The 14,843-nt window shown below is 64.4% G+C and carries 10 protein-coding genes and 1 tRNA gene; 3 read left to right on the top strand and 8 right to left on the bottom strand.

From position 1 onward, the window contains the following. Positions 1–194 precede the first annotated feature (194 nt). Both OIE68_RS23190 and OIE68_RS23185 read left to right on the top strand, forming a co-directional pair. On the top strand, positions 195–1,484 hold the full coding sequence (locus tag OIE68_RS23190; protein WP_327101765.1) for an MFS transporter: 1,290 nt from the start codon (positions 195–197) through the stop codon (positions 1,482–1,484). A gap of 196 nt (positions 1,485–1,680) precedes the next feature. After that, complete coding sequence (locus OIE68_RS23185) at positions 1,681–2,418, top strand: DsbA family protein (protein WP_327101437.1); 738 nt, start codon at positions 1,681–1,683, stop codon at positions 2,416–2,418. A 36-nt stretch (positions 2,419–2,454) separates the two neighbouring features. Here the strand turns inward: OIE68_RS23185 and OIE68_RS23180 are convergent, their stop codons facing one another. The 3 genes from OIE68_RS23180 to OIE68_RS23170 all read right to left on the bottom strand — a co-directional run bounded on the left by OIE68_RS23180 (position 2,455) and on the right by OIE68_RS23170 (position 7,788). Beyond that, positions 2,455–4,413, bottom strand: a complete 1,959-nt coding sequence (locus OIE68_RS23180; RefSeq protein ID WP_327101436.1) for an MFS transporter — start codon at positions 4,411–4,413, stop codon at positions 2,455–2,457. Between the two features lie 406 nt (positions 4,414–4,819). Next, on the bottom strand, positions 4,820–5,152 hold the full coding sequence (locus tag OIE68_RS23175) for a transglycosylase family protein (protein WP_327101435.1): 333 nt from the start codon (positions 5,150–5,152) through the stop codon (positions 4,820–4,822). 1,121 nt (positions 5,153–6,273) lie between these two features. Beyond that, the gene (locus OIE68_RS23170; protein WP_327101434.1) at positions 6,274–7,788 is read right to left on the bottom strand and encodes an HNH endonuclease signature motif containing protein; all 1,515 of its coding nucleotides are present in this window, start codon (positions 7,786–7,788) and stop codon (positions 6,274–6,276) included. A gap of 122 nt (positions 7,789–7,910) precedes the next feature. On the opposite strand from OIE68_RS23170, the gene OIE68_RS23165 reads away from it, so the two are divergent. Beyond that, positions 7,911–7,983: transfer RNA gene (locus tag OIE68_RS23165), tRNA-Ala, on the top strand. 77 nt (positions 7,984–8,060) lie between these two features. On the opposite strand, the gene OIE68_RS23160 is transcribed toward OIE68_RS23165, so the two are convergent. The 5 genes from OIE68_RS23160 to OIE68_RS23140 form a co-directional block, all read right to left on the bottom strand. Continuing rightward, positions 8,061–9,341: a site-specific integrase gene (locus OIE68_RS23160; RefSeq protein WP_327101764.1), complete on the bottom strand. Its 1,281-nt coding sequence runs from the start codon at positions 9,339–9,341 to the stop codon at positions 8,061–8,063. 73 nt (positions 9,342–9,414) lie between these two features. Beyond that, a complete protein-coding gene (locus tag OIE68_RS23155) occupies positions 9,415–9,657 on the bottom strand; it encodes a hypothetical protein (protein ID WP_157187294.1) in 243 nt (80 codons plus the stop codon). 14 nt (positions 9,658–9,671) lie between these two features. Next, positions 9,672–11,396, bottom strand: a complete 1,725-nt coding sequence (locus OIE68_RS23150) for a replication initiator (protein WP_327101433.1) — start codon at positions 11,394–11,396, stop codon at positions 9,672–9,674. 399 nt (positions 11,397–11,795) lie between these two features. Further along, entirely contained in the window at positions 11,796–13,262 is a 1,467-nt protein-coding gene (locus tag OIE68_RS23145) for an FtsK/SpoIIIE domain-containing protein (protein WP_327101432.1), read from the bottom strand. 132 nt (positions 13,263–13,394) lie between these two features. Continuing rightward, positions 13,395–13,844, bottom strand: a complete 450-nt coding sequence (locus tag OIE68_RS23140; RefSeq protein WP_327101431.1) for a hypothetical protein — start codon at positions 13,842–13,844, stop codon at positions 13,395–13,397. Positions 13,845–14,843 lie beyond the last annotated feature (999 nt).

The following is a 14,843-nucleotide window of genomic DNA, read 5'->3' as shown; positions in this document are numbered from 1 at the left end:
TGTGGGGGGCGGAAGCTGAGGCGGTGTCCGGTTCGGAGGAGGCAGGGGCGCTGGGTTCGGCAGCATTGGCGGGGGCGACGGTGCCAGCGGGAGCGGCGAAGGTATGGGGGTCGGCGGGATCGGTTGGGGCATCGGATTCTGTTGGGGAGCAGGGCGGGGCGGGGGCTGGGTGGAGTGGGGCGGCTTCCAGGGCGCTGCCGGTTGAGATCTGGGTGTTGGTCGGGGCATCGTTTGTTATCGCCGTCGGGTTCGGTCTGGTGGCGCCGGTGTTGCCGCAGTTTGCGCGGGGCTTCGGGGTCGGTGTTGCCGCGGCTTCGGCGATTGTGAGTGCGTTTGCGTTGATGCGGCTGTTGTTCGCGCCGGTCAGTGGGCGGTTGGTGCAGCGGCTGGGGGAGCGGTCGGTGTATCTCGGGGGCCTGTTGATCGTCGCGGTGTCGACCGGGGCCAGCGCGTTCGCCCAGAGTTATTGGCAGCTAATAGTTTTGCGGTCGGCGGGCGGGGTCGGGTCGACCATGTTCACGGTGTCGTCGCTGGCACTGGTGATCCGGATGTCACCGCCCGCGCAGCGCGGGCGGGTGTCCGGGCTGTGGTCGACGAGTTTTCTGATCGGATCCGTGAGCGGGCCGCTGGTCGGTGGTGCGCTTGCCGGGCTCGGATTGCGGGCGCCGTTCCTGATCTACGCGGCGGCGCTGTTGCTCGCTACCGCTGTGGTCTATGTGAACCTGCGGCATTCGACCCTGGCCGCACCGGAACCGGTGGGCGGGCTGCGGCTGATGTCCTTCCGGGATGGACTGGAACGGTCGGAGTATCGGGCGGTACTGCTGTCGAATTTCGCCAATGGCGCGGCGGTATTCGGCGTGCGGATGGCGCTCGTGCCGCTGCTCGTTGTCGAAGTGCTGCATCAGCAACCGGGCATGGCCGGTGTCACGCTGACGGTGTTCGCCGCGGGCAATGTGGCGGTGCTTTTCGCATCCGGCAGGCTTTCGGACCGCTTCGGGCGCAAACCCTTCCTGATCATCGGATCCCTAATCTGCGCGGCCGGTACCGCCGGACTCGGACTCGCGTCGAACCTGCCCTGGCTGCTGGTGACCTCATTCGTGGCAGGACTGGGCTCGGGCATGTTCACTCCCGCCCAGCAGGCCGCGGTCGCCGACGTCATCGGACCGAAGGCTCGCGGCGGCCCGGTCCTAGCGGGCTTCCAAATGGCCGCCGACCTCGGCACCGTCATCGGCCCGGTCGCAGTAGGCGCCGTCGCCCAACATTTCTCCTACGCCCTCGCCCTCGCCCTGACCGGCGCACTACTCGCCATCGCCGCCGCCATCTGGGCCCTCGTCCCGGAACCACTGCACCGACGCGGTGTGGAATCGAAAGTGGAAGCCATCGCGGACAGCCCACCCGCCTACACCTACGGCCCCGACGGCTCCGAGCGCCTCGACGACGCCCCCACTCCCGACCCTCGAGGCAACAACTACGCCTCTCGCTGATCTGGGACGTCTGACCACCATGCAACCCCGGAGGGTCGACGTTTGCCTGCATCAATGACGCTGCGGCGGCCCTGACTGCTCGGCCTCGTCTATTTCGTCAATGCCTGCGGCGCGGTCGCCGAAGCACCGATGGTGATCAGTGGTCCAGCAGCACCCCATGCGCGGGGTGGCGTGTGATTGGGGCAGAGTATTCGGGGTGAGCGAATCGGGATCGAAGTACACGCCGCGGCCGATGTCCAGTGCGACCACATATGCCCTGGGTGGCGTGGCGCTCGCGCTCATCGTGTTGATCGTGATCCTCGCGTTCCGGTGGGGGCGCGACGACGCCACGATCCGCAATGACGGCTATGGATCGGTGCACAGCGCGGACGTGCGCGCGGTCGTGGACCAGAACAACGGCACGATTCTCCTCGGTCGCCCGGACGCGGCGAAGACCATCGATGTGTACGAGGATCCGCTGTGCCCGTCCTGCGGCGCGCTGGAGCGACTCTACGGTCAGGAGATCGCGCAGCAGATGGACGAGGGCAAACTCGCCGTCCGCTACCACCTCGTGGCATTCCTCGACCCGAAGTCGAATAGCAAGGATTATTCGACCCGTGCGGTCGCCGCGAACGAATGTGTCGCGGATACCGGTTCGGGTCCGGTGTATTCGAAATTCCATGCGCTGCTGTTCACCTCGAAGCAGCCGGGCGAAGGCGGCGCGGATCTCAGCAATGACGATCTCGCGAATGTCGCCAAGGAATCGGGCGCCTCGCTCGAGGGGGTGCAGTGCATCAGCTCGGGCGCGAAACTCGACGCGGCGAAGATCCACGCGCAGATGGCACGTGCTGCGCTGACGGATGCCAATGGCGAGGTCGCCACGCCCGCCGTCTTCGACGGCAAAAACAAGATCGATGTGAACAACCACGAATGGGTCGTCGACCTGACCAAGTGATCGTGCCGGGCGGCCGTACCGCCCGGCACGACGCAACTAACCGGCGGGTTCCGGCTCCGGCTCTTCCTCCGCGATCGCGGCCAGTTCGCGCTCGACGAGTTCATCGTGCGCCTTGGCCTCGGCGGCCGCCTTCTTCGGGCTCCAGTGTCCGGCCATCAGGAAGACGAACGGCAGGAACACGACCTGTGCGGCCAGGCAGATCCACCACCAGCGTTCCCACTGCTTCGGCGAATCGGCTTGTGCCTGCTGTACTTCCTTGGCGTGCGCGGCCAGGTAGGCCTGATCATCGGCCGGAATGGTGCCGACCGACTGCAACTGCGTAGTCGCCTGCGCCAGTTTGGGGCCGACGGTCGCCGCCACCGCGAGGTCAGCGGCTGGAATCTGCTGCACGGCTTGCAGGCGCGCGATCGCCTGATCCACCGGAATGCCGAACTTCTTCGCGACCTGTCCGACCGCTGCCAGACCTGCGTTCGCATCGGCCGGATTCGTGGTCAGCGAAGCCAGTGTCGCCGAATCGATCGCCTGCAGCGTCGCCAATTCCTGCGGGTAGCGGGTGTTGAGGCCGACGGTCGTCTGGATATCGGCCGGTGACGCGCCGGTCAGTTTGGTCAGCGCGGTAACCTGTGCGACCTGATCATTGGGGTTCTGCTGCAGTGCCGCAAGGGTTTCCGTGCCGACCGTCTGGATTGTCGCGAGTTGCTGGGCGTATTTGTGCGCGATCTCCGACAGCCGCGGTCCGTAATTGACCAGCGGACCGGCCGCGTTCACCACGATCAGCAATCCGAACAGCACCACGGTGACGACGCTGCGCAGCGTGCCGCCCCACACCGCGAGACCCACCGCGGTCGCGGCCGGATTACGGGCCTCGACCGTCTCGGTGAAGCTCGCCATCCAGGTGGAGTAAGCGATGCCCGTGCCGACCGCGATCACCACGAAAACCGTTGCGAACGAGTAGTAATCGGTATCGGGCTGATCGGTGTAGCCGATGAACAGGTACATGCCGACGATGCTGATGAGCGCGCCGACGATCATGAACGGCTTGCGCACCTTGAGTCTGTCCGACACGATCCCGGCCAGCACCAGCGCTATCGCATTGGCGGCCCAGTACCAGTTGCCGAGCGCATTGGCCTTGGCCGGACTGAAGCCGAAGTTCGTCGCCATATACACCGGTAGGAACGACACGATGGTGTAGAAGAAGGCAAGGAACAGGCTGATCGCCAACGCCGAGCCGATGATGTTGGGGCGCAACATCTGTCGCCACACACCCTGCTCGAGTTCCTTGACATCCAGCCCGCGGGCACGGGCCTCGATCAGCGCACGGTCGCGCAATGTCACCATGATCTGGTCCCGCAGTTGCGGACTCAGCTCACGCAAACCGACCACCGCGACCACCGCGATGACGAGGCTGATCACGCCGCACAGTCGGTAGTGGTACTGCCAGTCCGGATGCGCGTCGAGCGTGCGGGTGGAGATCTGCGTGGTGACCAGGGCGCCGATCACCGGTCCGAGCGTCCAGAAGCCCATTGCCGATGCCCGGTCCAGCTGTGGGGAGAAGTCGCGGATCAGTGCCGGTGTGGCCACCAGCACCGCGCCCTCGACAATGCTCACCAGGCAGTACACGAACAGGTACTGCTCCTTGGTGGTCGTCGCGGGCACCGCGAACAGGGTCAGCAGCGAGCAGATCACCACGCCGTAGGCGACGATATTCGCCCGACCCCATCGATCCAGCACGCCCGCGAGCACCGAGGCCACCGCACCGAAGGCGGCGCCGATGATGAAGATCCAGACGAAGTAGGCGAAGGACAGGTCGAAGTAGCCGATGAGTTCATTGCCCACGGCGCCGGTGACGAATAGTTGGTAGTAGAGCGCGATCGAGGCGATGACCACGACGGCCAGATACCAGGAGCGGGCGGGTGTATCGGGATAGTGCGGTAGCTTGCGTTGCCACAGCCCCGTGAGCAGGGTCGGCGGATCTGCGGTCTGGGTCGAGCTCATGGTCGAGATGCCTTTCTAGCCACGGCATTTCGTAAAGACCTGAACCGTGCGTGGATCAGGACGAGTTGCCGGGTGGACACAGGGTAGTGAGATGGATCACTCCCCGCAGGTGTTTCGGACCATAAGAACGCTCGATTTGCGGAATTGAAATAGGCGGTACCGATGAGTGGGACTCTCGGTTGACGTCGCAGGCATCTCGAGCTGGGGTGAGAGTTATGAATTCTGCCGCCGCGGAGGGGTTTTCGATCGCGATGTCGAGCGTGCGGTCGGTTGAATTGTACGGTGGTTGTTCACTTGGTTGCTGGAAATAATTCCGGCACCGGCGATTTCGTTTGATGTCTTCGACCGTACTGACGACAACGGGGCCCGTGCTCGATGGCACGGACCCCGTCAGGTCTATTCGGGCTTACAGGTAAGCGCCGCACACGGGCCAAGCGCCCGGGCCCTGGGTGGCGAGCACATTTTCCGCGACGCGGATCTGCTCCTCGCGGCTGGCGTTCTCGGGGCTGCCCGAGCCGCCATTGGCGGCCCAGGTGCTCTGGGTGAACTGCAGGCCGCCGCCGAAGCCGTTTCCGGTGTTGGTGTTCCAGTTGCCACTGCTCTCGCACTGGGCAACGGCGTCCCAGTTGTGGCCGGAGGCCGATGCGGTGGCGGTGGACAGGCCGAACGGAACGGCGGCGATGGCACCGGCGACGGCGGCGAGACCAAGGGCACGGGTGAGCTTGCGGTTCTGAGTCATGTGGTTTCCTGGCTGCGCCCGCTCGGCCTCGGCGGACTTCCGCCGTGTCCCTGCCCCCAGCGATGTCGGGGACCCTCGAAACCGCGGGGCAGGGTTACCGGCGTTCAGCGATTCGAGTTCGAGCCCCTCGCGTTGATCCGGGGCTGCCGACGACGCTAGCGAAGAATTCGCGACAGATCACGTTGAGATAACGTCCGAATTGCCTCGACCACAACTTCGGATTATCGGCATTCGCGCAGTTCGAATGCGTAAAAATGTATATATACGATCGTTCGTGATAGTTACGTTATGTGTTCGGGATCACTACGAAATAGTGATCTGGATCGCGTTTGAGCGCTGGATCCAGCGAGGTATGTCCGGTTGCGTCGCCGGTTCGATGCACGTCCTGTGCGGTACGGATGGTGAAATTGTTATCCGCTGGGGTGCTTGTGAAGCCTGCTCCACCCTATTCGAGCTTCAACGAATCCGAGCGATGCAGCACGCCAGTATTTTCGGTGACGCTTCGCGCTGGGCGTTCCCAATGTGGCCGACGTCGGTCTGGGCGCGCAGCAGGTCACCAGCCGGGCTTCGGCGGTGCCTCGCATGCCTGAGTGATGTCGAAGGCACATAGCTGTTGCCGACAGCACACGCGCAATTGGACATATCCGGTCGTGATCGGCGATATCGGGTCCCGAACGGCAATGCGCGGTCGCAAACGGCGGCATGGAATCGCGCACAGCAACGTGTGGCGATGGCTGTCGAGCGCGGTTGTGGTCACTTACGCGCGTCAACCCCGGCTTTGGTTGGGCATCGGGGAGTCTCTGCGAGTTGCTTGTGGAGCGGACATCTGGGCAGCCCTGCGAGCTGCTCGGGGTGGATCGAGTATCCGGGCTGCTCCGTGAGCCGTTCGAAATGGATCGGTACTCGACGGCCTCGGTGCCCCGCTCGGAGCGGAATGGCCCGGTCAGCCCCACGAGCGGCACTCAGGGATAGGTACCCGGTGTGTCGCTTGGAGTGGATCGGGAATCTGGGCGGCCCATGTGCTGCTCGGGGTGGAGCGGCATCCGGACGGCCTTGCGACCCGGTCGGGGTGGATCGGTACTCGACAGCCTTGGCGCCCCGCTCGGAGCAGAATCGCCCGGTCAGGGGGCGGGGAACCGGGCTGGCTTGGGGTGGTCGTCGGGGATCTCGTCCTCGGGGCGGATTCGCCGGAGTTGGCCGTGGACGACTATGTAGCCGTCGAGCGGGTAGGCGATGTCTTCGGCGGTTGGTCGGTCGGCGGGATGGATGGGGATTGCGGGAGGAGTTTCGGGCGGTTCGGATCTGTGGTGGCCGGTGTAGGGGGCAACGGGGGCGTCGGTGTCGGTGCGCGGAAATAGGTATCGCGCGCCCTCGCGGATCGTGGTGTGGATATCGCCGGTCGGCACGGTCCATTGGAGGCGATCCGGATCGGCGCGCCAGATGCGCCAGGGGAGTCTTTTGTTGTCCGCCAACGTTTTCAGGCGATGGTGCCGTGTGCAGAGTGTGGCTAGATTGGTGCGGATGGTGCGTCCGCCGCGGCCTGGGCGTTGGTGGTCGAAGGGGTGATTGTGGTCCAGTTCGGATTCGGCGGCGGGCATGACGCATCCGGGAAAGCGGCACATGCCGTCCACCGCCCGCACCTCGCGCTCCAGTCGCGGCGTTGGCCGCCACTGCATCGCCTCATCGACAACGGCCGCATCGTCGTCGGCGTTCGAACGTTCCGGTATGACCTGGAAGCGTGCGTGTTCGGCCAGAATCCGGGCCAGCGCCGCGTCGATCGGCCCGTACCCCGCCAGAAATGCCGGTGCCTCCTCAATCCCGAGCAGCGTGTCCGCCGGAATCCCGATCTGGATCAGTGGTCTGCGCGGCTGTTCGATCGGCGTACCGAACTTCGGACAACGCTCACCGCGTCCGCACTGGCATTTCAGCCGTCCGGAACCATCCGCGAGCGCCACCAGAGCGTCCGCCCGCCGCTGCGGCATATTCCGCGGATCCGATGCGCACACCTGCGTACTCATCTCGCGCAGTCGCATCGCCACTGTCTGTGCCCCCGGCGCGGGCAGTAATCCGTCGAATACCGCCATGCTGTCTTGCACCGCTCGCAGCCGAACGTCGCGCTCGTCCTGCCGCAGTTCCCGCCGGCGCTGCGTGCCGCCGGGATCCAGTCGCGCCGCCCACCGCCGCGCCGCCTGCCGCAGCCGCACCGGATTGTTTCGTCCCGCCGCCTCGAGTAGTCGCGGCTCCAGCGCGTCCAGCACCTCCCTGGCGATCGCTCGGGTGCTGTCCACGATCACCCGCACCTTGGCTAGATCGATCCGTCCCGCCGCGAAAGCCGCCCGCGTTCGCGGCAATGAATCCTCCAGTGCCAGACCGATATCGATCAACGCCCCCGCCGTCCCCTCGTCGACCTGCAACGCCACCGCGGCCTCACTGGCGGCGAACTCGCCGGCCCGCACCCCACCCGGCCCCGGCTCCGCACTCTCGGCCCGATGCCGTCGATACAACTCCCGCGCCGCGAACACCTCAGCGGCCTGCGCCATCGCCGCCCACCCATGCGCCGCCCGCAGGGCCTCGATCAGCCCCTCGTCGGTCATGCCCCCGAAGTCCACGGATGAGAGATCATCGCAATCGAACATGTGTTCGATTCTACGGTCCAACAACTCACTCCGCCACCCCCGAATCGAGGCGATTTGGTTGCCGACACGCCAGTGGTGTAACTTCGTTCAGGCAGTCAGGGAAACCCGACAGCGACCCACTCGGGGCTATGGCGCAGCTGGTAGCGCACCACACTGGCAGTGTGGGGGTCAGGGGTTCGAGTCCCCTTAGCTCCACTCTTTTCGCAGGTGAGGGCCGCTTTTTGGTTCGGTGAGACGAACCGGAAGCGGCCAATCCTCCAACAAACTCCCAACTAATTCCCCGGACCATTGACGGCGCGTTCGAGTGCTTCCGCCGCCGCGTGGTGAGTTCGCCCGCGTGCCATGTAGCGCCGCTGGGTCATGGCGGGGTCCGCATGGCCGAGTACGTCAGCGGTGATCCGTGCCGACAGGCCCGCGTCATCGAGAATTGTCGCGACGGCGTGGCGGAAGCTGTGCGCGGTGATGTCATCGGCCATGCCCAGCGCTTCGCGTACTCGCTGCCATTCGTGGCCGACGTTCTGGGGGTCGCGCAGCGTCCACACGGCCGAGGGAAAAAGCAGGTCGAGTGTCGGTGTGTCCGGGTCCGGCGGGGCGACCAGCTTGCGGGCCGCTAGTACCGCTTTGCGCCGCTTGAGCATCTCAACGGCGAAGTCAGGCAGGGCGATTGTTCCCCGGCGGTTCTTGGGGTCGTCGTCGCGGTCTATGCGTACCAGGCCCTCACCTTTGACGCGCACGACCTTGCCGGTACTGCGCAGAGTCCGGGCATCGAGATCTATGTCAGTCCAGAGGACGCCGAGAATCTGACTGCGCCGCAAGCCCGTTGCCGCCAGCAGGGTTACCACGTCGGCCAGATCGGCACTGTCACAGTAGTCCGCGACCGTGGGCGGGGTGTACGCCTTCACCGGAGTATTCCGGCTGCGCTCGGCGCGCGAGAGCTTGCGCGGGCACGGCACTTGCGAAGTCCGCACCGCCGCGAGGATGAACCGCAGTTCATCAATGGTGATGTCACGTGCGCCGCCGGTACGGCCCTTGGCCTCCACGTTCTTCGCCATCTCCGACTCACGGACAGGGTTGACCGTGAGGGCATCTTTGCGCACCGCGTAGCGGAACATGCCCGACAAGACATTGCGGCCGGTCCGCATCGAAGACGGTCCTTTTACCGCGCCGACCTGCTTGAGGAACGCCTCAACCGATGACGTGGTGACCTCCAGTAGCCGCCGCTGCCCGAACGCGGTGGTGAACAGCTCCGCTGCCACGTCGTAGCGTTCCAGTGTGCTGCCCGCGCGGCCCTGTTCGACCAGATAGCCCCGGTACAGAATCCACAGCTGTTGCACCGTGGTGGAGTCCGACAGTTCCCCGCCGAGGTCCACCCGGATAGCCGCCGCAGCCGCCATCACCGCATCCAGAGCGTGAGACCCGTTGCGGTCGGGTATCTTTCGGCCGCGTGTGTCGAGCCTGATCGGGGAGACCCGTCTCAGGTCACGCCTCTTGCCGGAGGCGTCGCGGACGAGTATCCGCGCTTCCCAGTGCCCGGCCGATAACTCGGTCAGCATGGGCGTGCCGGGGACGCCGATAGGGCGGGCCGGTCTGCCCCGCCTCACCGCCGCATCTTCTCAGGGGCGCGGTTCACTCGTCGGTGCGTGCCTCTAGCGCCGCGTCGAGCGCGTTCAAATCCCACCGAAAATCCTTTCCGACCCGCTTGGGTCGCGGTAGCCACGGGTACTTGTCACGATTGCGATTCCAGCGGCGCAGCACTTCGGGATGTACGCAGATGTGCGCCGCGGCGGCTTTGGTGGTGGCCCACTGTCGAACCGGCCGTGATCGTGCGTGTTCAGAAGACCCCGGCCCGGCAGGAAGATCAATACTCATTTGATTGCTCCAGATTAGCTGTGTTGGATGGCGGTCGATCTCTCCGGGCCGGGTGGAGGTTCGGCGGCGAGCATGGCCCGGTCGTATTCGTTGCGCCAGGCGATGCGTTGAGCGATGGCGGCCATGAGCAGATGCGCCCGTGACGGGATTCGGGTTCCCGGTGCGAGTTTCGACCAGGTGTAGCGGTGCGGGTCGGGGGCGGGTTTGTCGATCCCTGCCGCCGCGAGGGTGGCGCGGACGAATTCCATGCGGTCGGCTTGGTGGTCGCCGAGGGTTTTCCCGGTCCATAGTTCCGAGGTCAGTACCCGGTTACCGGGCAGGCCCAGGGTTTCGCGTCGGTGTGCTCGTGTCTTGCAGCGGCCGGGTTGCATCCTGGACTTCGCGCCTTTGGGGACGATCCCGTACAGCAGCCACACCGCGCACCGTTCCGAACATGGAGTGCGGCACAGCGCTTGGTGTAGCCGGTCGTAATGGGTGTGTTGCCGAGGAGTTTTCGCCTCCAGAACCTCACTGACCGATTTGGTGAGGTACTTACACAGGTAGCCGATGTGGCGGTTTGCTTCCTCTGTGCCGCCGAGGATGCCTTTCGAATGGACCTGTGTACCGAACCGCACCAGGTGCGCCGGGGCATCGTGATCCCAGGTGGTTTCCATCGCGGCGTCCCAGCTTTGCAACGGTGTCCGCATGTCCGGGTCGACGAACGTTTTCTTGTCGCGGTCCCACAGCGGCACCCGCGCCCTGCCGTAGACCATTTCGGCGGGGTGTGGCCACCACACTTGGTGGTAGGTGGCTTGGGTGACTTGGCGGATGATCCGGTGGGGGATGTCGCCGCGGATTGCGATGTGGACATGTGGGGCGCCGCGTCGTTGGGGTTCGACGCTGGCGAAGTACTGCACGTTCCAGCCGGCCACGCGGCGCAGGTTCTGTATCCAGCGGGAGAACAACCGCGCGAACCAGATCGCGTCCCACGCCGCCCGGTCGTAGTCGTAGGTGTCGGGGTCGATGGGGGTGCCGTCGTCGCGGTACACGTGCCCGTAGCTGGGCAGGGTGAGTGTGATCATCATCGAGGGCTTGAACTTGCCCGCGTATTCGCGCCCGATGGTGCGGTTCTGGATCGGGTTGCGCGGCAGCTCCGGTACATCCGGGCGGCGACGAGTCGACCGAGCATGCCCGGAATCCTGCTTCCCATTCCCAGAATCAGAATCAGAATCTGGGTCTGGGGCGGTGCCGTCGTCGCTGGCGTCGGCCGATTCGGGTGCTGGCGTCTTGCCTCGCATCCCCAACGCGGCCAGTTGTTTATCCACCCACGCGATGTCATCGAGCAGTACCGGAATCTCGCCCAGGTGCCCGGCTTCCCCGGCGCGGACCCGTTCGCACTCGGCGATCAGATCCGCCCGGTACGCCATCAGCCCGGTCTGATCGAAACTCGGGCGTGCACGCGGGATTTCGGGCTCGTGGTCCAGGTGCCAGCCTTCCCGGCACTGGGCCAGCCGCAACGCCTTCGCTTTCTTCGCACAGGCCGGGCACACCGCTTCCATCGTGTTGCCGCACGGCACCGGAACATGCGAGACCGCCCCGGCTATGGTGTCGGTGCGTTCGAGGACCATCGGCCGGATACACACCCCGAACCGTTTCGCGGTCTCTACCGCCACTTCATCGAACGACGGCCCCCGCCGAGGCGGTGGTTGCTCGTCGTCCTCGCTGGCGTGTGTCTGGTCGTTATCGACCGTGTCTGTCATGAGATTCACCTGTCCCGTGGTAGGAGAGGCATCGCGCTGGACGCACCGATCGAACGCATACATCAGCGCGATGCCGCAGAGTACGAAAGAGCCACTGCCGGAACAGATTTCAGTTATTGGGGTGACGCCGCCGGTACGACAATCACCAGGCGCTACCCGCGCCGGAAAGATTTTCGAGGATGCGCTACCCGCGCTGGAATCAAGAAAGTTCAGATGCGCTACCCGCGGTGAATGAGAATGCCGCTCGCAGAGGATGTTTCATACTGTCGCCCCGCGCGGCTTATGCCAGGCTACCTATCGCTGTCCAAGTGCGTGTTTCCCCTGGTAATCGGGGGTATTTGATCAGGGCGTTCGCCTACCGCGAGGCTGGCGATGACCATCGAGGCAGATCGCTTTTGTTCATGCTGCTCCGCCGTGATCTTCGTCCGTTTCGGCCGGTTTGGTCATGTCCACGATCGGCTTGCCTTCGGTATCGCGGGGTAGCAGCGGGTATGTGGCCATGATCCAGCGGATATCGTCGTCGGTGACGTGGTAGGCGCGTACCCGGGTGATGTCGGTGGAGCCTTCTTCTTGGACGTAAGCGACACCGGGTGTCGTTTCCGGGATTTCGTCGCACAGTGCGCCCCGGTCGCGACCGGACGGCCCGAACAGCATGTTCGGTTGAGTTGGTTCGGCCATGCGCAGCCCCAACCGGCACGGAAAAAGCTGCCTCATCTCAACGATGTCCTTGCTCGGGTCCTGAAGGCACGCCACGACCGGAGCCGCGACCGCGCGGGACTGGGTCAGGACCACGCCCAACAACCGCGAGATTTCGTCTTTGATCTTGCGGTCGTTGTAGTAGGCGGTCAGGCTCGCGGCCTCATCGATGAGCACCACCACCAGCGGCTCATCCACGGTTGGGGTGATCTTGCGTTCCCACTTGTCCATGTAGGTGTTTCCGCGTTTCTGCACCAGCTCCACCGCGTCCCGCAGTATCGCGACGGCGCCGGGACCGTTATCGGATGCGAAGCGCGCCAACCATTTTCGGGCAGCACCGTATTCCATACCGCCCTTCGGGTCGATCATCCACAACACCACCCAGCCCTCCCGGATAGCTGGACCCAACGCGGCGATCAACGACCACACCACCGAGCCCTTACCCGAGCCGGTCTCACCGGCCACCAAGATCTGATTGCCCAGCAGCCGCACTCGCCACGGTGTGCCCATCTCGGTCAACCCGATCGTGAGTGCTTCCAGATCAACGGTTTTCGGTTCCACCCGAGGAAACGCGACCGGTTCCAAGAGTCGATCGGTGTGGATGACCTGCACCCGCACCCACCCAGGTTCCGCGAGCCGCACGCGGACCCGCAGCGCGCCGAACGAGTGCCGCAACGCATCGGCCTGCTTGGCCCACTGCTCTGCGGTCTGCCCCTTCAACAGCTTGATCAGCAACTCATCGGCGGTATCACCGATAGTGACCGTCGCCAGCCGTGGTGTCAGCACCCCGGTATCGAGGATCGTCGTCAGCTTGTGCAGCGCGGTGAGGGTCTTCCACCCGCGCCGGTAGCGCTTCCACGTCAGGTACCGCGACCGCATCCGCCCCCACACCCACCGCCGCCACGAGTTCGGCCACCACGCCCACCACAACGCCCAGCCTGCTACCGACAACGCCGCCACCCCGACCGCGTACGGCCAGCCCAGCCACCACCACAGCGCCACCACGGCCGCGACGGGGAGCGAGATCATCGGGAACAGCAACGCCCACCACAGCACATGTACCAACCCCAGCACCGCGGCTTCGAGGGTGAACATCAACGCTTGGCCGAGATCGTCTAACACCGTTGGTGTTCCGGTCGGGGGTTTCTGATATTCCGCTGAACGGACCATGACAAAACCTTTCGAGATGTTGCGAATCTGCTTGCCCTACAGGCGATTACGACGCCCAACAGGGTTGGGTGGGGTGGGTCCGGTCACGCAGACGGCCGGACCCACCCCGCTTTTGTGTGTCAACGCCTGAGATCAGGCGCTTTTCGCAGCCGAACCGCTCGAGCGGGGACCGGGAGCCGGGGCATATCCGGTCGCGCGCACGGTGTAGTCGAGATACTTGAATTCGTTCTGACCAGCGGTGCGGGGTTGCAGCGTGACATCGGTCAGCGTGATCGGCCGGAGGTTGTTTCCGATCTCCGCTGTCGTGGGGACCGGTTCCTCATTCGCCAGCAAGGTGATTTCGTAGCTGGCGCGGCGGGCGTTGCGTACGGCGGGATCACTCACGGTGATCTTCCATTGCAACAATCCGGTCACCGGGTCGCGCTTGTGCGGTCCCACCCGGTTCGGATCACCGGTATATTCGGTATCCGCACGGACCTCTCCCAACTGGTAGAGACCAGCGTGGAAATGATTTTCGAACGGCACCGGGAACCGGTATTCCTTGCGTGGGTCCTTTTGATCTTTCAGTGATTCAGTAGTCAAGGGCTTAGCCTTTCTGGGTTCTGTTCTGATCTGTCTCGGAGAAGACCGTCAGCAACCTCACAGACGGTCACGACACGGCACGACAACCGCGCCGTCAAGGGCTCATGACCAGCGCAACCGGCGGACCACGCGCCCCGCAACACACCCCAGTACCTGGGCACCAGCCCGCCAGCTCCCCAGACCTGACAGCACCGTCCGACTTTCCACGCACGCCCCCATGCACTACTGTGGACACAGCAGAACCTCTGTTTCTGCGACAAGTGATAAGAGGGGACTCCAACACCGACCATCAATCGCATTGGAGTTTCTTTTTCGTTCACGGCTGTCCCCTCGTTGGCGCGGGGGGACAGCTCGCGAAACTTATCCGGAATTACCGATATGTAATTCGTTTCGCATAATTCTCACCTCCTTTTCTCCAGCAACCATGGTCACCCGATGAACCGCAGATGTGCGGCCTACCCACACTCGCGGTGTGCCATCGATTGCCCAGGACATATGTCCACGCGAGGCCACAGCCTCCAAGCACATGGCAGGACAACAGAAATCGCGCGGGCAAACCACACCATCACGTACCGCGCAACACTCAGCGGCACGGACACTTCCGCGCGTGAATCGGGACTCACCCATGATCGGGTGCCCATCGACCGATTCGTACCAGGGCAGGCCGGAACCCGGCGACACGGGAAGAACCTCCTTTCTCCCAACACCGATCCGTAAGCCATCCCCTGGCACTTCCATTGGACCCGTCCCGGCTGCACGCGTCAAGCAACGCCCGCAACTTGGGTTCACACAAATCTTGGGAAACCCCAACGCATGTCGCGTGGATCACACTCCATGCCATGTATCGGCACAGCTGCGTGATAGACCTGCTCAGCACTGAATCTCCTTGTCTGCCAGTAGAAGACGCCGCAACCGGCCGCACGCATTACACGCAAACAGCAAGGCATCCGCATCGGAAAATCCGCTACCGGAACAAGGATTCAGAAGAAGGGTGACACC

The sequence above is a fragment of the Nocardia vinacea genome (genome assembly GCF_035920345.1).
GTDB classification, from domain to species: Bacteria; Actinomycetota; Actinomycetes; order Mycobacteriales; family Mycobacteriaceae; genus Nocardia; species Nocardia vinacea_A.
The sequence above is the reverse complement of the archived record's forward strand: the minus strand, read 5'-3'. Positions and strand labels throughout refer to the sequence as shown.